Origin of the sequence: Bacteroides sp. RTP21281st1_H5_RTP21281_210402 (assembly GCF_040918965.1) — a bacterium.
In the GTDB taxonomy this organism is placed as follows: Bacteria; Bacteroidota; Bacteroidia; order Bacteroidales; family Bacteroidaceae; genus Bacteroides; species Bacteroides congonensis.
This window is the reverse complement of sequence record NZ_JBCOWR010000001.1, coordinates 39,385-63,155: the sequence shown is the minus strand read 5'-3', so window position 1 is coordinate 63,155 and position 23,771 is coordinate 39,385. Positions and strand designations below refer to the sequence as shown.

Annotated in this window: 20 protein-coding genes and 1 pseudogene; 13 read left to right on the top strand and 8 right to left on the bottom strand. The window is 45.8% G+C overall.

All coding sequences use genetic code 11. The features are described from left to right. Window positions 1–134: 134 nt before the first annotated feature. Window positions 135–662 carry an HU family DNA-binding protein gene (locus tag AB5443_RS00275; RefSeq protein WP_044655077.1) on the top strand — a complete coding sequence of 176 codons (528 nt, stop codon included), beginning with the start codon at window positions 135–137 and terminating at the stop codon, window positions 660–662. A 240-nt stretch (window positions 663–902) separates the two neighbouring features. Beyond that, window positions 903–1,352, top strand: coding sequence for an N-acetylmuramoyl-L-alanine amidase (locus AB5443_RS00270; RefSeq protein ID WP_368113008.1), 450 nt, complete (start codon window positions 903–905; stop codon window positions 1,350–1,352). Between the two features lie 94 nt (window positions 1,353–1,446). Here the strand turns inward: AB5443_RS00270 and AB5443_RS00265 are convergent, their stop codons facing one another. The 8 genes from AB5443_RS00265 to AB5443_RS00230 form a co-directional block, all read right to left on the bottom strand. After that, window positions 1,447–2,499, bottom strand: coding sequence for an acyltransferase family protein (locus AB5443_RS00265; protein ID WP_368113007.1), 1,053 nt, complete (start codon window positions 2,497–2,499; stop codon window positions 1,447–1,449). Window positions 2,500–2,536: 37 nt separating this feature from the next. Then, a complete protein-coding gene (locus AB5443_RS00260; RefSeq protein WP_368113006.1) occupies window positions 2,537–3,676 on the bottom strand; it encodes a glycosyltransferase family 4 protein in 1,140 nt (379 codons plus the stop codon). 13 nt (window positions 3,677–3,689) lie between these two features. Then, window positions 3,690–4,850 (bottom strand): glycosyltransferase family 2 protein, encoded by a 1,161-nt coding sequence (locus AB5443_RS00255; RefSeq protein WP_368113271.1) that lies wholly within the window; start codon window positions 4,848–4,850, stop codon window positions 3,690–3,692. A 37-nt stretch (window positions 4,851–4,887) separates the two neighbouring features. Continuing rightward, window positions 4,888–5,787 (bottom strand): glycosyltransferase family 2 protein, encoded by a 900-nt coding sequence (locus tag AB5443_RS00250; protein ID WP_368113005.1) that lies wholly within the window; start codon window positions 5,785–5,787, stop codon window positions 4,888–4,890. Next, window positions 5,784–7,130 (bottom strand): O-antigen ligase family protein, encoded by a 1,347-nt coding sequence (locus AB5443_RS00245; protein ID WP_368113004.1) that lies wholly within the window; start codon window positions 7,128–7,130, stop codon window positions 5,784–5,786. The genes AB5443_RS00250 and AB5443_RS00245 overlap by 4 nt, the downstream gene beginning before the upstream one ends. Next, the gene (locus AB5443_RS00240; RefSeq protein ID WP_368113003.1) at window positions 7,127–9,343 is read right to left on the bottom strand and encodes a hypothetical protein; all 2,217 of its coding nucleotides are present in this window, start codon (window positions 9,341–9,343) and stop codon (window positions 7,127–7,129) included. The genes AB5443_RS00245 and AB5443_RS00240 overlap by 4 nt, the downstream gene beginning before the upstream one ends. Before the next feature lie 5 nt (window positions 9,344–9,348). Continuing rightward, window positions 9,349–10,095, bottom strand: a complete 747-nt coding sequence (locus AB5443_RS00235) for a TolC family protein (protein ID WP_368113002.1) — start codon at window positions 10,093–10,095, stop codon at window positions 9,349–9,351. A gap of 242 nt (window positions 10,096–10,337) precedes the next feature. Then, window positions 10,338–11,609 (bottom strand): BamA/TamA family outer membrane protein, encoded by a 1,272-nt coding sequence (locus AB5443_RS00230; RefSeq protein WP_303006307.1) that lies wholly within the window; start codon window positions 11,607–11,609, stop codon window positions 10,338–10,340. A 165-nt stretch (window positions 11,610–11,774) separates the two neighbouring features. On the opposite strand from AB5443_RS00230, the gene AB5443_RS00225 reads away from it, so the two are divergent. The 11 genes and pseudogenes from AB5443_RS00225 (at window position 11,775) to AB5443_RS00175 (ending at window position 23,731) form a co-directional block, all read left to right on the top strand. Then, the gene (locus AB5443_RS00225) at window positions 11,775–13,175 is read left to right on the top strand and encodes a C1 family peptidase (protein WP_368113001.1); all 1,401 of its coding nucleotides are present in this window, start codon (window positions 11,775–11,777) and stop codon (window positions 13,173–13,175) included. A 241-nt stretch (window positions 13,176–13,416) separates the two neighbouring features. Next, window positions 13,417–14,888: pseudogene (locus tag AB5443_RS00220) on the top strand (Na(+)-translocating NADH-quinone reductase subunit A). Window positions 14,889–15,009: 121 nt separating this feature from the next. Then, window positions 15,010–16,182 (top strand): NADH:ubiquinone reductase (Na(+)-transporting) subunit B, encoded by a 1,173-nt coding sequence (locus AB5443_RS00215; RefSeq protein ID WP_022137692.1) that lies wholly within the window; start codon window positions 15,010–15,012, stop codon window positions 16,180–16,182. 13 nt (window positions 16,183–16,195) lie between these two features. Further along, window positions 16,196–16,870, top strand: a complete 675-nt coding sequence (locus AB5443_RS00210) for a Na(+)-translocating NADH-quinone reductase subunit C (protein ID WP_022137691.1) — start codon at window positions 16,196–16,198, stop codon at window positions 16,868–16,870. Window positions 16,871–16,888: 18 nt separating this feature from the next. Continuing rightward, window positions 16,889–17,530 carry an NADH:ubiquinone reductase (Na(+)-transporting) subunit D gene (locus AB5443_RS00205; RefSeq protein WP_008763479.1) on the top strand — a complete coding sequence of 214 codons (642 nt, stop codon included), beginning with the start codon at window positions 16,889–16,891 and terminating at the stop codon, window positions 17,528–17,530. Window positions 17,531–17,572: 42 nt separating this feature from the next. Further along, window positions 17,573–18,199: an NADH:ubiquinone reductase (Na(+)-transporting) subunit E gene (nqrE, locus tag AB5443_RS00200; RefSeq protein ID WP_044653570.1), complete on the top strand. Its 627-nt coding sequence runs from the start codon at window positions 17,573–17,575 to the stop codon at window positions 18,197–18,199. A gap of 19 nt (window positions 18,200–18,218) precedes the next feature. Further along, complete coding sequence (gene nqrF / locus AB5443_RS00195; RefSeq protein ID WP_022137689.1) at window positions 18,219–19,493, top strand: NADH:ubiquinone reductase (Na(+)-transporting) subunit F; 1,275 nt, start codon at window positions 18,219–18,221, stop codon at window positions 19,491–19,493. 368 nt (window positions 19,494–19,861) lie between these two features. Then, window positions 19,862–20,041: a hypothetical protein gene (locus tag AB5443_RS00190; protein ID WP_022137688.1), complete on the top strand. Its 180-nt coding sequence runs from the start codon at window positions 19,862–19,864 to the stop codon at window positions 20,039–20,041. A gap of 6 nt (window positions 20,042–20,047) precedes the next feature. Next, window positions 20,048–21,382 carry a DEAD/DEAH box helicase gene (locus AB5443_RS00185; RefSeq protein WP_277133349.1) on the top strand — a complete coding sequence of 445 codons (1,335 nt, stop codon included), beginning with the start codon at window positions 20,048–20,050 and terminating at the stop codon, window positions 21,380–21,382. A gap of 262 nt (window positions 21,383–21,644) precedes the next feature. Next, window positions 21,645–22,712, top strand: coding sequence for a 3-phosphoserine/phosphohydroxythreonine transaminase (gene serC / locus AB5443_RS00180; protein WP_073345010.1), 1,068 nt, complete (start codon window positions 21,645–21,647; stop codon window positions 22,710–22,712). A 98-nt stretch (window positions 22,713–22,810) separates the two neighbouring features. After that, window positions 22,811–23,731, top strand: a complete 921-nt coding sequence (locus AB5443_RS00175; protein ID WP_022139807.1) for an NAD(P)-dependent oxidoreductase — start codon at window positions 22,811–22,813, stop codon at window positions 23,729–23,731. Window positions 23,732–23,771: the final 40 nt, after the last annotated feature.

Sequence of the window (23,771 nt, the reverse complement as noted above, 5' to 3'; positions counted from 1 at the left end):
TATTCCCCTTTATCCCTTCTTAATCCTACGTAGCCCGATGTAACCCGCCGGGCTGCCGGTGCGTTGCCGTATCTTTGTTTCACCATCAGAAAGGGAGAATGTCCTTCCTTTCGTAGAAACAAATTTATGTAAGTATGGCAACAGTTACAGTAGTGCGCTACAAGCGCAGAAAACGAATCGCTGATGAAGAATCTCCGATGGTGTACGCCCTCAAACCCAAGTCCGGAGAGGCGAAAATCTATTCAATTGAGACGCTGGCACGCGAAATCGAGTCTATCGGGTCTCTTTCGGTGGAAGATGTGTCGCACGTCATGAAGTCCTTTGTCCGTGCGATGAAGAAAGTCCTTGTGTCGGGTGATAAGGTGAAAGTAGAGGGGTTGGGCATCTTTTACACTACGCTGACTTGTCCCGGCGTGGAAGTGGAAAAGGACTGCACCGTGAAGAGTATCTCGCGTATCAATCTCCGTTTCAAGGTCGATAATTCCCTGCGCCTTGCCAATGACAGTACGGCAACCACTCGTGGCGGTGATAATAATATGGTCTTCGAGCTGTACACGGACAAGAAGTCCGCTGCCGGCGGAAACGGTGGCTCCGATGATTCCGGTGATTCCGGCAAAGGGGATGGCGGTGACAACGGGGAAACTCCCGATCCGGCAGCCTAGCCGTCTCTCCGGTTTGCGGGTAGTCCGGCCGTATTCCTGATTAGCGGACAGCCCGACCGTATCCCTGATTGAAAGGCATTTTCCGGCGGAAGGCTTGTGCACGGCTCTTCCGCCTTCATATCAACAAAATTAAACTATAAAATACAGAAAAATGATTGACAGAATCTTAGACATTGTATTGGAAGTCCTGTTCTTCTTTCGCAGAAAGAGAAAGGGTAAAAAGAGTGAAAGGACAGGTCGATGAGGAAGATTGACCTGATTGTAATCCACTGTTCCGCCACCAGGGCGGACAGGGATTTCACCGAAGATGATTTGGATGTGTGCCACCGGCGACGTGGTTTCAACGGTGTGGGGTATCATTTCTATATCCGCAAGAATGGGGACATAAAGACTACCCGTGCCATCGAAAAGGTCGGTGCGCATGCGAAAGGACACAACGCTCACTCGATAGGCATCTGCTATGAGGGCGGACTCGACTGCCACGGTCGCCCTGCCGATACCCGTACCGAGTGGCAGATACATTCGATGCATGTGCTTATCCTCACGCTGCTGCGTGATTATCCCGGCTGCCGCATTTGCGGACATCGCGACCTGAGTCCCGACCTGAACGGGAACGGGGAGATTGAACCGGAAGAGTGGGTGAAGGCTTGCCCTTGCTTTGAGGTGAAGGACGAGTATTCGGAAAGGTAATGTCATTCCAAAGAAAGAGACTTGCAGTCAAGTGTATGGATACTTGATTGCAAGTCTTTTTTAATTCTCTTTTACACCCTTTGATTTTATTCTTTCATCTGTTTCCTGTTGTCCACTTCAGGAAACACGGCGCATATTTGCGCAATATCCAATAAATTGCATAGACAATGGTGATATCCACGATAATCGCTGCAAAATAGCTGATTATGATTTGTAATTCGCTGCTTTGGTCTATTAGCTTTAGCGAAAACTTCCGTATAAACCGTAACATAGGATCGTGTGTGACATATAGGAAGAAACTGGATGAACTCAGAAAAGCTATATCGCGAATCCTGCCTTTTTTCAATAAGAATGAGATGACGGCTATCACAAAAAATACTCCTGTGAGAGTTTGGATACGGTGCAGATAAATATTAAAAGAAGCATCCGACAACAGCAAATCGGTTATCATAATAGTGGGAAATAGGATAAAAATAATCTTGTTTTGTTGCTCTACGGATTCTGTCAGGCTCTTGTTGTTGATACTGAACCACGCGCCGAGACTATAGAAAAATAAAGAATTGAGAGGGTAAGCCATCCCGGGATGTAATATCCATGCGATTCCAAAGGCGGCAACTCCAGCTAACCGGGTGTAACGTATGACGAGATAGATAATGGGAGCGGATATGGCAAGAATAATTAAATTGCGGACAAACCACAGCTGGGTTAACATAGGATACCCGTTATCCATAGCCCACAAAGCCTTTAGATAATCCGTAAAACCAAAATCGTGTATTAATGGATGACCGTCGTTGAATAGATTTCGAATCGAAGGGATACATTCTGCAGAATAATATACGATAATGATAAATGCACTCCAAAATAAGTATGGAAGTAATAATGAATAAAAACGTTTCTTTAATTTGTATAGATAACAATCAATGGTTTGCTGGTATCTATTATAAAAGAGGTATCCGGATATCAGGAAGAAGGTAGGTACGGCCACCTCTCCGAATTGTAAGGAAAAAACTTTAGCTATTTTTTTGTAAATGGTGTATTCATTTAAATATGTGTACGTTTGCACTGATGTATACGCATGTAGAAATACGATTGCGATGCTCATGACAAACCGGGTGATGTTAAGAGCGGATGATTCTTGTTTGTTCATATTCTTTTTATTCGTGTGATTTTTATTCGTATTCTTTTTATTTGTATGTTTTGTAAATGTTGATTAGCTGTTTTACATTCCGTTTCCAAGAGAACTGTTTTCCCCGTTCTAGTCCATAATTCCGTTGTTCTTGTGCCAGTCCGGGAATTTCTTCAAGGTCTAGTATTTTGTCCGCTATGTCTTGTTCGTCAAAGGGATTGACAAGTAGTGCTCCTTCACCTGCCACTTCGGGCATGGCGGAGAGATTGCTCGTGATAACAGGAGTGCCGCATGCCATAGCCTCGATAATCGGGATGCCGAATCCCTCGGACAGTGACGGGAAAAGGAAAACCTCGGCTCCGCAATAGAGGGCGGGCAAGTCTTCACCGGGCAAATAGCCGGGATGGAGAAGGATCTGTTTGCGTATGTCCTGTACCTCCAGCCTTTGGAGAAGCGTAGCCTCTTCATTCATGAACCGGTTGAGTTCCTCTTCTTTCAGTCCGCTGATAAATAAAAAGCATGGCTCCGACGATTGCCAAAGGTAGTAGGCATAAGCTTTCAATACGTTACGAGTGTTTTTTCTTGGCTCGGGACTGCTCATGAAGAATATATATTTGCCTGTGGGCACATAACGCTGTACGGTTGTCCTGTTGGCGCCGGATGGATTGTAACGGCTGTTGTATCCGTTGTGTAATACGCTGATCTGTTCTGCTTGGAGGTGAAAATAATTCAGGATCCGTTCGCGTTCCGTTTCAGATACGGTGATGATATGGTGGCACTGATGTACAATGCGGGGTACGACCCAGCGGCGGTAATGCCAGCCCAAGCGTTGATACCATGATTTGCTGCCGGAGTGACGGCGTTCCATATAGATGATATCGTGCAGCGTAAGCAGCAATGGTACAGGACAAAAGAGAGGAGCCGTGTTACTGGTGCAATGCAGTAAGTCAGGCTTTAGCTTGCGTAGCAAAAGTGGAAGTGCCACCTGCTCCCAAAGCGGATAGGTAGGGCATCGCAGTTCGATGATGTGCATCCGTTCTGATGCTTGCAGACAACGGTCTGCGCCGGGAGCGACAATCACGAAATATTCGTTCTCTGTGTCTGTCTTTTGTATCTCCCGGAGTTGTTCGAGTACGACAAAGTCCATCCCGTGTTTGTCCGGGCGGAAGATGCGTTGGGCTTCGATGGCTATTTTCATACTATGTTTTGTTTTAATGCTCGGTATGAATGAATTTTTTGTTTGCTCCTTGCAGATGAAACAGGTTGCCGACCATTCTGACTGCCAGCATAGGAATACACAGAATGGCTTTTAGCATTTTCCTGTTAGCTAATGAGGAAGGCAATGGCAGTAGCATGGCCAGGATTTGCGCAAATGCCAGTACCCACCATTTCAGTGCAGGGCCGGGAAGCCCGGTTGTGAATGCGGCAATGACGGTGGCTAGTGTCGTCAATCCTATGACGGCCGCCAACTGAATGACACGTGGGGGAAGCATCCATTGCAGGATTTTGTCTGCATAGCTGAAATTACCACTGGCGATGGCTCCCGGAAGTTCGGGCAAGGTGGTTCGCAACGAACCGAATTGAGTGGCAATCCAACGCTTCCTTTGTTGCTGTATGACTTCTTTCTTCTGTGTTTTTTCGTCATATACGTCTACTTCCGAAAGATATTCCACGTAGATTCGTTCCCGTTGCAGCAGAACTTCCAGTTCTTTGTCTTCGCCGGCGGTCTGGAGCTTTTCCACATGGCGGGCGAACCATTCCGCTTCTATCGCCATGCCCGAACCTATCAATGCGCATGAAAAACCGACAGCTACATGCCCTTTGCGGAAAATGCCGTTGTTGATTTCCTCACTGGCTGCGTCGAGCAAGGCAATGTCTGTGTTCAGGTTCTTTGCTGTCCGATGGGCTTGGATGGCTCGTATCCCGGCAGTAGCCGCTTTGTTCAGTTCGCGTAGCAGGTAAGGGGTGGCGGTATTGTCGGCATCCATAATGACTACCATGTCGTACATCTGCACATGGATGGAATGCATGGCAAGCGTGAGTGCTTTGGCTTTCGAACTGTTCCGGTAGGTGGCTACAAGCACTTGCGCACCTGCGTTGCGGAGTTCCTCGCAAGTCGCCTCTTCCATATGGTCGGCAATGACAATAATGTCATACCGGCTTGCGGGATAATCTTGTTGCTGAAAAGAGCGTACAGACGACAGGATGACCTTGTCGGCACGATAGGCGGGGAATAATACTGCAAAACGTTTCCGTTCCGTAGTCTCCGGATAACGGGCAGGACGATAAAACCGGGAGGCGACAGCGTAAAATAGCAGGTAACATACGCATGGAAGCAGTATGATGTAGCAAATCCAGTCGCCGGCAGACAGTATGGTATGAAGTGTATCCATGGTGAATGGTGTTTATTTATGGGGTGTGTGAAGTATGGGTGATGAACGCATATGCGCCCCTGAGGACGGCGTGAGCAAGTTTCCATTCTTTTCTGATGGCGTGAAGTAACGTGTTTTTGGGAACGACGAACGTCCATTGGTAGAGAAGAGAAAGTATGCGTTCCGTTCCCCGTAGATTCCGTTGTGCGAATAGCATCCGGTTGCGTGTCATGTAGTAAGTTCGCAGAGGACTGGATTGCCCGGTGCTCTGACTCTCTTTATGGAATACCGTGAAACGAGGTTCATACCATAACTCGTAACCTGCACGTCTTAGCGAAACACACCAGTCCAACTCTTCATAATAGAGAAAATAGGCTTCCGGCATTAGTCCGGCCTTGTCTATGGCTTCCCGTTTCAGCATGATGGCGGCACCGTGCAGGTACGGGCTTGTGTGTGGCGTATCGAAGCTTCCATTGTCGGGACAGCCGAAACCGATAGACTCATTACGCAATGTCGCATAGGAGAGGGGGGTGAATCCGGCAAACTGTATGTTGCGCGGAGGAAAAGCGAAGCGTATCTTCGGGGAAACGGCTCCGATTTTCACGTCGTTTTCCAAACGTTCTATAAGATAGGACAATCCGTTTTCTTCGATAAACGTATCGTTGTTGATTAAGAATATGTATTTTCCTGCGGCTTCACGGATACCGAGGTTGTTGCCACCGGCAAATCCGAGATTGCGTTCGCTGCGTATCGCCTTGATGTCCGGGTAGCGCGTCTGAAGTTCACTCGCTTCATCCTTTCGGGAAGCATTGTCTACCACTATGATTTCATAGCTCACGGAATGAATGATTTGTTTCAATGACTCAATCAGTTCGCAAGTATCATCGAAACCATTGTAGCAAACGGTGATAAAAGAGATGTCGATGAGTTGTTTCATATTAAATTAAAGTTAACAGGTTTGTCCGGAAGTTCAGAAGCCGGTGTTTCTTCTCCTTTCTTTTCTTTTTGCTCCGCCTCTATCCGCTTGTCAATAAATGGAGCGGCAAAACAGATGGCGAATCCTGTGTATACGACAATCGGGTTCGGATATTGCATGGCATCGTTGGCATAGCATGCCACGAAAAATCCGGCGTTGGCGCAAAGCCATGCGCCTGCCATTCCCCGCAGCCGCTTGTTTTTTACTTTGAACATCAATAAATAACTTCCCCATGCGAAAAGGAACCCGTGAATGCCCAGATACAGGCAGATGCCTATGATTCCTGTTTCCACCCAAACGGCTATCAACCATGAGTCGGGCGGATAAGGCATCCGTTCGCGTGGCTGTATCTCTCCTCCGGCTTTGCTGAGCCCAAGCCCGTAACCAATGGGTTTGCTTGCCATTAATACTTTCATCTTTTTCCGGTTTTCCACACGTACGATGTAGGAAGCGTCTTGAGTGGGACGGAAGGCGGAGCGCATTTTGAAAATAAAAGCGTTTCCGTTTCCGATAGTTGTGAAATAGAAGAAACAAAATGTGGCTGCCAGAATGGTGGTGCTGATTCCTATCACTTTCGTGTTTTTGGCTAAAACCGCTGTCATTGCCACCCCCACCAATACAACCGCAATAGCGGCACGAGTGCCTGAAACTCCCATCCCGTACAGTCCGCATCCGGAGATGAATAAATAATACAGCCTTTTCCACTTGCCTTGGGTGTAAAAGGCGGAAATGCCGAAGACAACACCTATCACTGCGGCATGAATACCGTAGGCGGCAGCGTCCGAGAAGCAGGAAAAGTAACGGATGCCTGACCAGATGATGTGTGTACGCCATCCACCCAATGCATATAGAAAGTAACGGTCTATCTCACTAAAGCCGATAAATTGTTGCCAAAGGGTTTTGATGGTGACAATGATGGCGAAAACAGACCATATCAGCAGTAACTTTTCAATATCTTTGACTGTCCGGATTACAATGGGCGTAAGGAACGCGCAAATAAGAGGGATTAAGGCATATGGTACCATACTGACGTTCCAGGCAGCCATCACTGTGTTCGGATTACCGATTTCCATGATGCAATAGGCAGTCCAGAAAGCGAAAAGAATGAGCATCAGGTTATTTCCCGGACGCCAGTCCGTTTTCTCATCGTTGCTCAACTGAATGAGGGTGAGTACACAGCAAATGATAGTCAAGAGCAATGAAAACAATCCGACTTTAACATTCATCATGAATATCTTGCAGGCTATCAGCAAGAATTGTATGGCAAATAGGGCGTAAAAACCTGTTACCTTATTGGCGGTCATTCATCGTCCTCCTCTTCGTCTACGTTCTGCCCTTCTTTGGATTTATACCACTCCAAAGGTTGTCTCATCGTTTCCGACAACGACAGTTGGCTGAAACGATATTGAAGCCGGCGCATCAAGGTGTAGGGCGGCAACAGGCCGGTAAAGCTCTCCACGGCTTCACGTGAAGCGTCTGTCAGGCATAGATACAGGGGAGTAGTACCGATTTCCGATTGGAGAATCTTGTTAGCTATGTTATCCGTCTGTTTCCAGCCATATTTGGCAGAAGCCACCAGAAGAGTGAAGTTGGCGTCCCTGAGGAGAGGTTCCGGCAAGTTGTTGTCTTCCAGTGGAGGATATTCTACAATGAGCACATCTTCGTCTCCGGGAGTATAGAAGTCTTTGAGGCTTGCTGCCAGTTTATAGGCGGAAGAGTTTGCTTCATAGTCTTTCTGCCAGGAAATACTGTTGACCCGAAGTCCTTTCTCTGTCCAGAAGTTTTTAAGCTGGCCGGCTACTTCTTCCGTCCCTTGCCCGTGAGTGGTGCTGACCAAGTTGACAATATACAGGTCGAGGGATTTTCGTTCGGTAAGAAAGCGGAGGATTACATTGCTCAGTTTGACCATGGCAAACTGCATATATTCAGGATAATATTTTTGATATTTGGATAAGTATCCGGGCAATACGCCGGCAACCGGTATCTTTACGATTCTTTGCGCACGCAACGCGTCTCTCAGAGTCCTGTCCAGTATTTCAATCAGTATGATAATGGCGCATAACAGCAGGAAGGTGACGGCACAGGCTGCCATGACAATCATTTTCCGATTGGTAGGATTGGAGGATATAGGATACATCGGGTCATTCAGTACTTTGAGAGTGGCGGAAGTCATTTCCAGATTTTTCTTTCTCATCAATGCTTCGTTGTAACTCTGTAGAATGGTCAGATAACTCCGTTCCGTGAAATTTATGGCACGCTCCTGGCGTCTGATAGTGGTACCGACCGGAGCAAAGAATACATATTTATCATTCAGCTCTTGACGCGCCTGTTGGATGATTTGTAAATCGGATTTTGCCTTTTCGAATAAAAGGGTCTGATCGAGCCACTGATTGATTATATTTGTCCGGGCAACTCCCTCTTTGGTGTATTTATGTTCGATATACTTATCTGTGAGTTCATTCAGTTCCCCGCGGACTTCGGATAACTTCTGCTTTTCAGCATCAAGGTTTGTATTATTCTGATCCACGGATTCTTTTTCTGAGATTCGTCCTGCAATGGCAGAAGCTTCTTTGAGTTTATCTATAAACTGGAGGTTGTTGACTATTTGCTTGACATTGCTATCCATATGTTTTTCCAGTTCTTGCAGCATCGCTTTGGCACTGTTGTAGGCGAACAGTACATCTTGTTCGCGCAGCTCGTATTCCTTGTTGATGGCAGCTATTTCTTTGGTTTCGTCCAAATAGTTGATGACACGTTTGTTTACGTTGTAACTTGTGAGGGAATCTTCCTGATGCCGGAGTAATTTTCCTACCCGGCCTAATTCGGTGCGGAAATATTCGATCACCTTGTCTGTTTCGCCATACCGGATACGGCGATACTCATCCACGAATTCTTCCATTAGGATACTGACAGTGTTGAAAGCAATGCCCGGGTCGCCTGAGGAATAGCTGACATCCATCAAGTCACTGCTCAAACGGCGTTGCACCTGTATTCTTTTCAATGCATTCAGGCTGTAATATGGATGATTGTAATAGAGAAGTCCGTATAAATAGTTTTCCTTGACGGGTTTCATATATGACTCAAAATTCGCTGTAGTCTTTTCTTCGCTGTTTTTGTCTATTAACGCTAGCAATTCTTTACCGACAGGGCTGTTGGCTAGGTGATTATATGTATATTGATAGCTGGCGGCGGTGATTCCATTCTGGTCCTTATCCGGTGAACCCAGTATCAATACACGGGCCAACAAGTGGAGGGATACTTTTTTTAGTGTACTTTCTGCTTGTATGATGCTGATTAGATTGTCCATCGTATTTTGCACAAGTGCCCAGTCTGTACGTTGGTCGCTCTCCAAATTGTAACCGGAAGCTACTCCAGTGTATAATGTAGCTTTCACATCATAATCACCACGCATATGGCGGGTATAATAGTAAACAAATGCTGTAACAAGAATGGTCCCTATGAGAATCAACCATTTGTGCCGGTAAAGGGCTTTCAATATGGGGAGTATGAATTTCATGCTTTTTATTTTTTGATAATGGGCGTACGTGCAATCAACTCTAGTGTAAGCAGGCTCCTGGTTAGTTCCAGTTTACTTTTCTCAAAAGCTTCCTGTGCCTGGGATTGCCGCTCTTTTTCTATTGCCAGCTCAGAGGAGTCAATCGTTCCATTCGCAAAATTCTTTTCGGATATCTCATATTGGAGATTGGCGAGGACAAGGTTTTCACTTCGCATTTTCAGGACTGTAAGCTGGGAAGTTGCTGTTGCATACAACTCAATGATATTTTTCTTTATTTCATCGTATTTCACTTCCCGCTCCAATTCTGCATTTCTAAGCGTGAGCCTCTGGCGGCTGACACGTCCTTTGAGGTCGAATAAGCCGTCTAATGGAATGTTGACGCCTGCTCCTAAAGTATAACCATTTTGAGCCTGGGTGGAATATGTGAGGTAGGGGGCAATTGCCACATCCGTGTATGTGGACTCATTTCCAAACATCCCATATTGATAACTTCCCCTTAAACTGAAGAAACCAAGGAATGACCATTTCTCTTTTTGTAGTAACTTGCGTTCTATCAACGCTTTTACATCTGCCATTTCGTAGACAGGACTGCTCTTTGCGTTTTCAAACAAGACAGACAAAGGGGGAAGAGCTATGTTAGTATAATCTTCGCCTCTGAGTTGGGAATAATCACTGAATTCCTGCGCAACTACACGGGAAGCGGAAGTGAATAAGAGTAGTAACCCCGAAAAAAAACATATAAATTGCTTCATAAAAAATCCTATTATTTGCTCTTGCTGTGCTATAGCTTGCGCAAATATAAGGATTAATTTCATTTGTGAGCAGTCTTTTATTATCTATTTTATATTCTTTCCCCTTAAATTGTACACGAATACTTATTTATAATACTTCCATCGTTCCGAAACGGAATGCTTGCATACCAATCCGGAACGTCTTTATGGCTGAACAGAAAGTCCTTATGGCTGAACAGAAACTCTTTCCACACCGGCTTGTATCAGAACGCCTCTGTCATATTAAAGTAGAACAAATTCTGCTTATTCACCATATCTCTACCGAGGTCGAGACGTATATTCATCCGGGGCTGTACTTCGATGCGCAAACCTACGCCGAGATTGGGAAGGACGCCTTCTATCTTGCCCGGAGTAGGGCCCATGAATCCGCATCCGCCCCAAGCCACATAGCCTACGTGATTGAGCATCTTTTTCACCCATGTACTCTTGTCTGTATTTATCATCTGGCGATATTCTGCCATCATTACATGAGATGACTTGTCGCGAAACTGTCCCATGTAATATCCGCGAAGGTCGAACGGCGTTCCGCTAAGCGCGTATTTCGTCAATGGTACATCTCCGAATACGTTTTTCGTCTGCACCGTCCAGGCGATTACCTTCCGTTTTCCGACAGTCTTGTATTGGCGGTAATCAAACTCCAAACGGTAAAAATTATCATCACCGCCGAATGCTTTGTTATACATCATCCCGCGGAAATCGAGATACATTCCCCGATAAGCATTAGCGGGAATGTCACGTGTGTCATAGGTCAGCAGGAAGCCGAGCCCCGAACTGAAATTCTTATATCCATGCTCCGTTCCGCCTGCCGCGATATAGGATGGCTGATTAACCATTCCTTCCGCAGGTTTAGTAATCTTATCGTAATTCAAGTCGACTTGCGGGCCGGCAAAGAAATCGCTTTCGCCCAGCCGGAAAAGGAACCACGGGTTCACCTGAATGCCGCTATAACGATATTCACTGGTATCTTCACCACGGGGATAGTCTTTATTCGTGCTATATCCGATACCATAGAAATTCTCAATCGTATTTTTATAGGAGAATGTCCCGAAAATGCGGAAACGGTCGCCTTTGAAGAACAGTTGCGGTTTCGTCATCAGGTTCAATCCGCCCTTAAACATCAGCGCAATGGCCATCGGCACCACAGACCGTCGCTGGGTGGTATCGCTCGGATTCATCCGGAACGTCATCAACGCGCTACCGCCTACCAACAGACCGAAGTCCGGCGTATAGCTGGGCCCACCTAATATATTATAGTGAAGATTCCGCTTTGCCACACGTTGGCGGCGTAACTCCCGTTTGGAGAGGGTGGGGATGGTATCTGACAAAGTGCCGTTACTATCTGTCCGGATATCATCACTGATAGAAGTTGCAGACATTGGCAGTTCGTCGCTTCTTACTGCTGTGCTGTCAGCCGTAGCCGACATACTATTGATGGACGGGAACATCATCAATACACCTATTATATATTTCTTCATAATTTCTTTCTGAGGAATTCGACTGCAAAGAAAACTCTTTTATTTTGATTAGTTTTGATACTCTTAGATAATAATTCTAAAAAAGAATCGTAAATTTGCGATTTTCTATTACTATATCCGAAGTGTAATTGATTAATAAACTATTTAAACTAAATTATCATACGAATGAATAAACGAATTTTATCAGTTTTTGTTTTCTGTGCTTTCTATTATTCCACACAAGCGCAAGAAGTGAAAGGCGGCATCAGCGAGGACATGATGCAGCAAATCAAGCAGAGTTACCAGAACACCCCGAATGACAAGGCCATCCGCAACGCCATCGGCAACAACGACATCCGCAAACTGGCTCTGAACCAGGACAACCTGAAAGGTATGGATACGCACTTTTCTATCAAAGTGAATTCCAAAGGTATCACCGACCAGAAATCTTCCGGCCGTTGCTGGCTCTTCACCGGTCTGAACGTGATGCGTGCCAAAGCCATCGCCCAGCACAACCTTGGCTCATTCGAATTCTCACAAACTTACCCTTTCTTCTTCGACCAACTGGAGAAAGCGAACCTTTTCCTGCAAGGCATCATCGACACCAGCGACAAACCGATGGACGACAAAATGGTGGAATGGCTTTTCCGCCATCCTTTGAGTGACGGTGGTACCTTTACCGGCGTAGCCGACATCGTGAGTAAATACGGACTTGTCCCCAAAGACGTAATGCCCGAAACGAACAGCAGCGAAAGCACATCTCGCATGGCGAACCTGATTACCTTGAAGCTCCGCGAACAAGGGCTTCAACTCCGCGACCTTGCCGCCAAAGGCACAAAACCGGCAGCCCTCGAAAAGACTAAGACCGAAATGCTTAGTACCATCTATCGCATGCTTGTCTTAAACTTAGGCATTCCCCCCACTGAATTTACCTGGACGGAATACAACGCCCAAGGCAAGCCCGTCTCTACTGAAACCTACATCCCGCTTTCTTTCTTGAAGAAGTATGGTGACGAAAACCTCATCGGGAATTATGTCATGCTCATGAATGACCCCAGCCGCGATTATTACAAGTGTTATGAAATAGACTACGACCGTCATCGTTACGACGGCAAAAACTGGACCTATGTCAATCTCCCCATCGAAGACATCAAAGAGATGGCTATAACCTCTCTCAAAGACAGCACCATGATGTATTTCTCTTGCGACGTAGGCAAATTCCTCAACTCCGACCGTGGTTTGCTCGATGTTAAAAACTACGACTACGAATCTCTCATGGGCACTACGTTCGGCATGAACAAGAAGCAGCGCATCCAAAGCTTTGCCAGTGGCTCAAGCCACGCCATGACACTCATGGCGGTAGACCTCGACAAAAATGGAAACTCAACCAAATGGATGGTTGAAAATAGTTGGGGTGCGGCTTCCGGTTATCAAGGCCATCTCATCATGACCGACGACTGGTTCAACGAATATATGTTCCGCCTTGTAATAGAAACAAAATACGCCACGAAGAAAGTCTCTGAAATCCTCAAGCAGAAACCCATCCGCCTTCCGGCTTGGGACCCCATGTTTGCGGAAGAAAAATAACCTTGTTTTGAGGGCACAACCAGTAACATGTCCTCAGCAGCGAACACGCCGCATGGGGATCGGCCTACTTTTTTCTCCGTCAAGCGAACGCCCGAAACGTAGCGTTAAGAAGGGCAGACTGTTTGAGCGTAGCGAGTTTCTGCCCTTTAGCGAAGTGCAGGAAGAGAGTAGGAGAAAAAAGTAAGCCTTGAGTTTTTCTTTGCTTCTTTCTTTTGTTTCAAGACAAAAGAAAGATGATTATGTGTACGAACACGAAAGGAATTACGGATATTTTTCCGTAATTCCTTTCTTTTTTCCTCCCGAATCACATTATTATTTATTACTTTTGCGGCAAATTTATGAAACCATTATTTTATTTATAGCATGGCAAATGTAATAAAGTTACGCAAAGGCCTTGACATAAACCTGAAAGGTACGGCTGCAGAGACGTACACAACAGTGAAAGAGCCGGGATTTTACGCACTCGTACCCGATGATTTTCCTGGAGTGACGCCGAAGGTAGTCGTAAAAGAGCAGGAGTATGTGATGGCTGGTGGACCCTTGTTTATCGACAAGTATCATCCTGAAGTAAAATTTGTTTCGCCCGTGAGCGGCGTAGTGACAAGTGTAGAGCGTGGAGCCCGTCGTAAGGTACTGAACATTGTGGTGGAAGCTGCTGCAGAGCAGGACTACGAAGAGTTCGGTAAGATGGATGTCAACGTGATGGACGGCAATTCAGTGAAAGCTGCTTTGTTGAATGCCGGACTGTTCGCATTCATCAGACAGCGTCCTTATGACATCATCGCAGATCCGTCGGGGTTCCCGAAGGGTATCTTCGTGTCCGCGTTCGACAGCAATCCGCTGGCACCCGACTTCGAATTTGCGCTGAAAGGCGAAGAAGCAAATTTCCAGACAGGACTCGATGCCCTCGCCAAGATGGCAAAAACTTACCTGAACATTAGCGTGAAGCAGAACGCTGCCGCGCTGACACAGGCAAAGAACGTTACAGTTACCGCATTTGACGGGCCGAACCCTGCAGGAAACGTGGGCGTTCAGATCAACCATCTCGATCCCATATCCAAGGGCGAAACAGTATGGACAATTGATCCGCAAGCTGTCATCTTCATCGGCCGTCTCTTCAATACAGGCCGCGTAAACTTCACACGCACAGTAGCCGTGACAGGTTCCGAAGTGTTGAAACCTGCGTACTGCAAACTTCAGGTAGGCGCACTGCTCACCAACGTGTTTGCCGGCAACGTAACAACAGGCAAAGACCTGCGCTACATCAGCGGTAACGTGCTGACAGGAAAGCAAGTGTCCCCGAACGGATTCTTAGGCGCATTCCACAGCCAGGTGACAGTCATCCCCGAAGGAGACGACATTCACGAAATGCTCGGATGGATCATGCCGCGTTTCAATCAGTATAGCGTCAACCGTTCATACTTTAGCTGGTTGATGGGGAAGAAGGAATACACACTGGACGCACGTATCAAGGGTGGCGAACGCCATATGATCATGTCCGGCGAGTACGACAAAGTGCTTCCGATGGACATTTTGCCTGAATTCCTGATTAAGGCCATCATCGCCGGCGACATCGACCGCATGGAAGCGCTCGGCATCTATGAAGTAGCTCCCGAAGACTTCGCGCTTTGCGAATTTGTCTGCTCTTCAAAGATGGAACTGCAACGCATCGTTCGTGTCGGACTCGACATGCTTCGTTCGGAAATGGCATAAGAGAATTAATAATTAAAGATTAAAAATTAAAAAATGATAGTTGGGACTTTGTGAAATCGTCTTCCGGTAAACACAGCGTAGTTATTTCTCAATTCTCAATTCTCAATTCTCAATTTAATAAATGAAAGCGTTAAGAAATTATCTCGATAAGATAAAGCCGAACTTTGAAGAAGGCGGCAAATTCCACGCATTCCAGTCGGTGTTCGACGGCTTCGAAACATTCCTGTTCGTGCCCAGCAAGACTGCGAAAACGGGAACGCATATACACGACGCGATTGACAGCAAACGCATCATGTCGATTGTGGTTATTTCGTTAGTACCGGCATTGTTGTTCGGTATGTACAATGTAGGTTACCAGCATTTCACCCATACAGGTGCCGCAGGCAGCTTCTTCGAAATGTTCATCTACGGATTCCTGGCAGTACTGCCCAAAATTATCGTATCTTATGTAGTAGGTCTTGGCATTGAGTTCGTTGTAGCCCAATGGAAGAAAGAAGAAATTCAGGAAGGGTTCCTTGTTTCAGGTATCCTGATCCCGATGATCGTTCCGGTAGACTGTCCGTTGTGGATTCTTGCCGTAGCTACTGCATTCTCTGTAATCTTCGCTAAAGAAGTATTCGGTGGTACAGGTATGAACATCTTCAACGTGGCGTTGATAACCCGTGCATTCCTGTTCTTCGCATACCCGACCAAGATGTCCGGTGATGCCGTTTGGGTATCGGGCGACAGCATCTTCGGCCTGGGACAGTCAGTAGACGGACTAACCGTTGCCACTCCGCTGGGAGAAGCCGCTACAACAGGCGCTGCCCCTGCATTCAACATGGATATGGTGACAGGTCTTATTCCGGGTTCCATCGGTGAAACAAGTGTGATTGCTATCCTGATTGGTGCCGTTATCCTTCTGTGGACAGGCATTGCAAGCTGGAAGACAATGATTTCCGTATTTGTCGGCGGTGCATTCATGGCTTGGGTATTCAATGCCATCGGCATTGAAGGCAACGCTATGGCTAACATGCCTTGGTACGAACACCTCGTTCTCGGTGGTTTCTGCTTCGGTGCCGTGTTTATGGCTACCGACCCTGTAACTTCCGCACGTACGGAAAGAGGCAAATACATCTTCGGATTCCTGATCGGTGTGATGGCTATCGTCATCCGTGTCCTGAACCCGGGTTACCCTGAAGGTATGATGCTTGCCATCCTGCTGATGAACATCTTCGCTCCGCTGATTGACTACTGTGTAGTGCAGGGTAATATCAGCCGCCGCGAAAAACGTGCTATCAAGTCTAACCTATAAATACCGGATGAAAATGAATACAAATAGTAATAGTTATACTATCATTTATGCTTCGGTAATGGTTATTATCGTAGCATTCCTGCTGGCATTCGTTAGTTCTTCACTGAAAGCTACACAAGACAAGAACGTGCAGCTCGACACGAAGAAGCAGATTCTTGCTGCTTTGAATATCAAGAATGTGGAAGATGCGGATGCTGAATATCAGAAATATGTAAAAGGTGACATGCTGATGAACGTAGACGGTACGCTGACTGAAAATACAGGCGAATTTGCTACCAACTACGAAAAAGAGGCAAAAGAACAACAACGTCTTCACGTATTTGTATGCGAAGTGGACGGTCAGACTAAATATGTAGTTCCTGTTTACGGTGCCGGTCTTTGGGGCGCTATCTGGGGATACGTTGCGCTGAACGAAGACAAGGATACTGTTTACGGTACTTATTTCTCCCATGCAAGTGAGACTCCGGGTCTGGGTGCTGAAATCGCAACCGACCATTTCCAGAACGAATTCGTAGGTAAGAAGACGTTGGAAGGCGGTTCTGTCGCTTTGGGAGTTGTGAAGAACGGCAAGGTAGAGAAACCTGAATATCAGGTGGACGGTATCTCGGGTGGTACAATCACCTCTGTAGGTGTGGATGCCATGCTGAAAGCTTGTCTGGGTAGTTACATGAGTTTTTTAACTAAATAATAAGGAGAAGAAAAGAATATGGGACAACTGTTTTCAAAGAAGAATAAAGAAGTATTCTCTGCTCCGTTGGGAATAGATAATCCGGTTACCGTACAGGTGCTCGGTATCTGTTCTGCACTTGCTGTTACCGCAAAACTGGAGCCTGCTATCGTAATGGGACTTTCGGTAACGGTTATCACGGCATTTGCTAATGTTGTTATTTCACTGTTGCGCAAGACCATTCCCAACCGTATCCGTATCATCGTTCAGTTGGTGGTGGTAGCTGCCTTGGTTACTATCGTAAGTGAGATTCTGAAAGCGTTTGCTTATGACGTAAGCGTTCAGCTTTCTGTATATGTAGGTTTGATTATTACCAACTGTATCCTTATGGGACGTTTGGAAGCATTTGCCATGCAGAATGGTCCTTGGGAGTCTTTCCTGGATGGTGTCGGTAATGGTTTGGGATATGCCAAGATTCTGGTAATCGTCGCTTTCTTCCGCGAGCTGTTGGGTTCGGGAACGCTGCTCGGTTTCAACATCTTGAACTATGAGCCTATTCAGAATATAGGATATGTGAACAACGGCCTGATGTTGATGCCGCCGATGGCGTTGATTATCGTAGCCTGCATCATCTGGTATCAACGTGCACGTCACAAAGAACTGCAAGAAGAAAGTAATTAATAAAGATGAAGAACTCTTCATCCTTAATTCTTAATTGAAGATATGGAACATTTATTAAGTTTATTCGTCCGCTCTATCTTTGTGGACAACATGATATTCGCGTTCTTCCTCGGTATGTGTTCATACCTGGCTGTATCGAAGAATGTGAAGACTGCCGTAGGACTGGGTATCGCCGTGACTTTCGTGTTATTGGTGACGTTGCCGGTCAACTATCTGTTGCAAACCAAGGTGCTGGCTGCCAATGCTATCATCGAAGGCGTTGACCTCAGCTTCCTGAGTTTTATTCTTTTCATTGCCGTTATTGCCGGTATCGTGCAATTGGTGGAGATGGTGGTAGAACGTTTCAGCCCTGCGCTGTACGCTTCACTGGGTATCTTCCTGCCGTTGATTGCCGTTAACTGTGCTATCATGGGTGCTTCCCTGTTCATGCAGCAACGCATCAACCTCGGCCCGAGCGACCCGAAATACATTGGTGATATCTGGGACGCGCTTTCTTATGCACTGGGTTCGGGTATCGGTTGGTTGCTGGCTATCGTTGGTCTGGCTGCTATCCGTGAAAAAATGGCTTACTCTGACGTGCCTGCTCCGTTGAAGGGCTTGGGTATCACATTTATCACAGTAGGTCTGATGGCAATCGCATTCATGTGTTTCTCTGGTTTGAACATCTAAAAAGAAAGGAATAAAGACAATGGATATGAATTTAATATTAGCGAGCATTGGGGTATTCCTTGTGGTTATTCTGTTGCTTGTTGTGATCTTGTTGGTTTCCAAGAATTTTCTGGTACCATCAGGAGATGTGAAACTGACAATCAACGGTGAAAAGGAGTTGGAAGTGGCTTCCGGTTCTACTTTACTGAACACGCTGTCTGTAAACGGAGTATTTCTGTCATCCGCTTGTGGTGGTAAGGGTTCTTGCGGACAGTGCAAATGCCAGGTGCTCGAAGGGGGCGGCGAAATCCTTCCTTCCGAGGTTCCTCACTTCAGCCGCAAACAGCAGCAAGACCACTGGCGTCTGGGCTGTCAGGTGAAAGTGAAAAGTGATATGTCTATCAAGATTGACGAATCTGTACTCGGCGTGAAAGAGTGGGAGTGCGAAGTTATCTCCAACAAGAACGTGGCTACGTTTATCAAGGAGTTTATCGTGGCTCTGCCTAAAGGCGAACACATGGACTTTATCCCGGGGTCTTACGCACAGATTAAGATTCCTAAATTCTCAATGGACTATGATAAGGATATCGACAAGAGCCTGATTGGTGACGAGTATCTGCCTGCATGGGAGAAATTCGGTCTGCTGGGCTTGAAATGTAAAAACGATGAGGAAACCATCCGTGCTTACTCTATGGCGAACTATCCTGCCGAAGGTGACCGTATCATGCTGACAGTGCGTATCGCTACTCCGCCGTTCAAGCCGAAAGAACAAGGTCCCGGATTTATGGATGTAATGCCGGGTATCGCTTCTTCTTATATCTTCACTCTGAAACCGGGTGACAAGGTTATCATGAGCGGTCCTTACGGAGATTTCCACCCGATTTTCGATTCTAAGAAAGAAATGATGTGGATTGGTGGTGGTGCCGGTATGGCTCCGTTGCGTGCGCAAATCATGCACTTGACGAAGACTTTGCATACTACCGACCGTAAGATGTCTTACTTCTACGGTGCCCGTGCACTGAACGAAGTGTTCTATCTGGAAGACTTCTTGCAGATTGAAAAAGACTTCCCGAACTTCACATTCCATCTGGCACTTGACCGTCCGGATCCTGCTGCCGATGCTGCAGGCGTGAAGTATACTCCGGGCTTCGTTCACAACGTAATTTATGAAACTTACTTGAAGAACCACGAAGCTCCTGAAGATATTGAATACTACATGTGTGGCCCTGGCCCGATGTCGAAAGCTGTTGAGAAGATGCTCGACGACCTTGGCGTACCGGCGCAGAACTTGATGTTCGATAACTTCGGCGGATAATTCTCCGGAAGTTAACTTTCGGTCGGCGAAATGGCCGGAAAGATAACATAAGAACAGAGCGGGAAACCTGAAAAGCATATCAGCTTTTTCAGATTTCCCGCTTTTTCTTCTGTTACGCTTCTTCTGTTACGCTTCTTCTGTTACGCTTCTTCTGTTACGCTTCTTCTGTTACGCTTCTTCTGTTACACTTCTTCTGTTACACTTCTTCTTTTGTGCTTTTTCTTTTTGTGCTTTTTCCTACCTGTCTTTCCGCTATGCCATTCGGCTTTTTTGTGTCCGTTTTGAAGATAATCTCCTGTTTTTACCTATACTTATTTATTATATTCGTATATTTGACTGCCCAATAGAACTTAAATACATTACAGGTTATGGAATACCATCGTATATCTTTTATTCACGACGATACGGAGTACACATTTGTCAAAGCCATGAGTTCGGAACTGACCGGATATGCATTAATATCAGCCTGCCGCGCGGAAGTTACCATTTATATGCGGGAGAATAATCTGAAAGGACGGTATATCTTGACCGGTATGGCTAAAGTGTAAGTCCCCATGTTAGAGAAAAATGAAATTATACAGTCGGCTCTTCGCAACCTGAAGATTGAGGAGCTGAATCCGATGCAGGAAGCATCACTTGAACAAGCAACCGGAAGGAAAGACGTTATATTATTGTCTCCGACAGGGTCGGGCAAGACACTGGCTTATCTATTGCCTTTATTACTTACCCTGAAACCGGATGACGGAAATGTGCAGGTCTTGATTCTCGTTCCTTCGCGTGAGTTGGCTTTGCAGATTGATACCGTGTTTAAGGCAATGGGAACTTCCTGGAAGACCTGTTGCTGCTATGGCGGTCATCCCATTGCGGAAGAAAAGAAGAGTATTCAAGGGAATCATCCCGCTATCATTATCGGTACTCCGGGGCGTATCACCGACCATTTGTCTAAAGGAAACTTCAATCCCGAAACGATTGAAACTTTAATCATTGATGAGTTCGACAAGTCTTTGGAGTTTGGTTTCCATGATGAAATGGCGGAGATTATCACGCAACTTCCGGGGCTGAAAAAGCGTATGCTGCTCTCGGCTACGGATGCAGAGGAGATTCCCGAATTTACAGGACTGAACCGGACGGTCAAACTGGATTTCCTGCCGGACGTTTCTGAAGAACAGGAATCCCGCTTGACATTAATGAAGGTGATGTCTCCTGCGAAAGACAAGATTGATACTTTATATAACCTGCTTTGCTCATTAGGAAGCAGTTCAAGCATCGTCTTTTGTAATCACAGGGATGCGGTAGACCGTGTGCAGAAACTATTGGCGGAAAAGAAACTGGTAGCCGAACGTTTTCACGGCGGCATGGAACAGCCGGATCGGGAGCGTGCTTTATACAAATTCCGTAATGGTAGTTGCCATGTACTGATTTCTACCGATTTGGCAGCGCGTGGGCTGGATATTCCGGAGATTGAACACATCATTCATTATCACCTGCCGGTGAATGAAGAAGCCTTTACGCACCGGAATGGACGTACGGCACGTTGGGACGCTACCGGAACATCTTATCTGATTCTCCACGAGGAAGAAAAATTGCCTGCTTATATTCCCGAAGATATGGAAACAGTCGTTTTGCCTGAAAATCCGCCCCGTCCGCCGAAATCGCTCTGGGCTACTATATATATAGGTAAGGGAAAGAAGGAAAAACTGAACCGGATGGATATTGCCGGATTCCTATATAAGAAAGGAAACCTGGCTCGTGAAGACGTGGGTGCGATTGATGTGAAGGAACATTATGCTTTCGTTGCCGTTCGCCGGGCAAAGGTGAAACAACTCTTGAACTTGATTCAAGGAGAGAAGATTAAAGGAATGAAGACCATTATTGAAGAAGCTAAATAAATATACGTTTTTATTGCATTTCGCTTTCACTTTATTAGTAACTCCCCCATACAATGTTTATATTTCGACCTTTATCCCTTACTTGATATCCGTAGATAACAATATGGTGTATATATCCTGTATAAACCAATAAAAAGAAAGGAAAATCTGCTTTAAAACAGTATTTTTATAAGGAAAGATTTGTGCACCGGAAATAAATTCGTAAATTCGCAAAGTCAAAGGACAAAAGTAACGAAATTGTTAAACCAAAAACAAACTTCAAATGAAAAAGCATAATTTCAATGCAGGACCTTCCATTCTTCCGCGTGAGGTGATAGAAGACACAGCGAAGGCTATTTTAGATTTCAACGGCTCTGGTCTTTCTATAATGGAAATCAGTCACCGCGCCAAAGACTTCCAACCTGTGGTTGACGAAGCAGTGGCATTATTCAAGGAATTACTCAATATCCCCGAAGGTTATTCGGTGCTGTTCCTTGGTGGTGGTGCCAGTCTGGAGTTCTGCATGGTGCCTTTCAACTTCCTTGAGAAAAAGGCTGCTTACCTGAACACAGGTGTATGGGCAAAAAAAGCAATGAAAGAAGCTAAGGGGTTTGGTGAAGTTGTAGAAGTTGCTTCTTCTGCTGAAGCTACATATACTTATATCCCAAAAGATTATACAATCCCGACAGACGCAGATTATTTCCACATCACTACCAATAATACGATTTATGGTACGGAATTAAAGGAAGATCTCGATTCTCCGGTTCCGATGGTTGCCGATATGTCTTCTGATATTTTCTCACGTCCGATTGACGTTTCTAAATATATCTGTATCTATGGTGGTGCACAGAAGAACTTGGCTCCCGCAGGTGTTACATTCGTTATCGTGAAGAATGACGCGGTAGGCAAGGTGTCACGTTACATCCCCTCCATGTTGAACTATCAGACTCACATTGATGGTGGTTCTATGTTCAACACTCCGCCGGTAGTACCTATCTATTCTGCCATGCTGAATCTTCGTTGGATCAAAGCACAGGGTGGTGTGAAGGAAATGGAACGTCGTGCCATCGAAAAGGCTGATATGTTGTATGCGGAAATCGACCGCAACAAAATGTTCGTAGGTACTGCTGCCAAGGAAGACCGTTCACGCATGAACATCTGTTTCGTAATGGCTCCCGAATACAAAGACCTTGAAGCCGACTTTATGAAGTTTGCTACTGAAAAGGGTATGGTAGGTATCAAGGGACACCGTTCAGTAGGTGGTTTCCGTGCATCTTGCTACAACGCTATGCCGAAAGAAAGCGTACAGGCCTTGATTGATTGCATGCAGGAATTTGAAAAACTTCATTAATAATATTTTCACCACAGATTACACAGATGGACACAGATTTTTTAATTCTGTGAGAATCCGGGTAACCTGTGGTGAGTCTTTATAAACAGAATTAAATTATGAAAGTACTTGTAGCTACTGAAAAACCGTTTGCTAAAGTTGCGGTAGACGGTATTCGTAAAGAAATAGAAGCAGCTGGATATGAGCTTGCTTTACTCGAGAAATATACAGATAAAGCTCAGTTGCTGGATGCAGTGAAAGATGCTAACGCTATCATTATCCGTAGTGATATTATTGATGCCGAAGTGCTTGATGCTGCCAAGGAATTGAAGATTGTAGTTCGTGCCGGTGCAGGATACGATAACGTAGACCTGGCTGCTGCCACTGCCCACAATGTATGTGTGATGAACACTCCGGGACAGAACTCGAATGCTGTTGCCGAACTGGCTTTGGGCATGATGGTGTATGCTGTCCGCAACTTCTATAACGGAACTTCCGGTACGGAATTGATGGGCAAGAAACTGGGTATCCACGCTTATGGAAACGTTGGCCGCAATGTGGCTCGTGTTGCCAAAGGCTTCGGAATGGAAGTGTATGCTTATGACGCATTCTGCCCGAAAGAAGTAATCGAAAAAGACGGTGTGAAAGCACTTGATTCGGCAGAAGAACTGTATAAGACTTGCCAGGTTGTATCTTTGCATATTCCTGCAACTGCCGAAACTAAGAATTCTATCAATTATGCTTTGCTGAAAGATATGCCGAAGGGCGCGATGTTGGTAAACACTGCCCGTAAGGAAGTTATCAATGAAGCCGAACTGATTAAGTTGATGGAAGACCGTGCCGACTTCAAATACATCACAGACATCATGCCTGCCGCCAACGCAGAATTTGCGGAGAAGTTTGCCGGACGTTATTTCTCAACTCCGAAGAAGATGGGTGCACAGACTGCTGAGGCAAATATCAATGCCGGTATTGCTGCTGCCCAACAAATCGTTGGTTTCTTGAAAGACGGTTGCGAAAAATTCCGCGTGAATAAATAATATTCATAGAAATAGTAGTATATTTGAGCCACAGATTTTC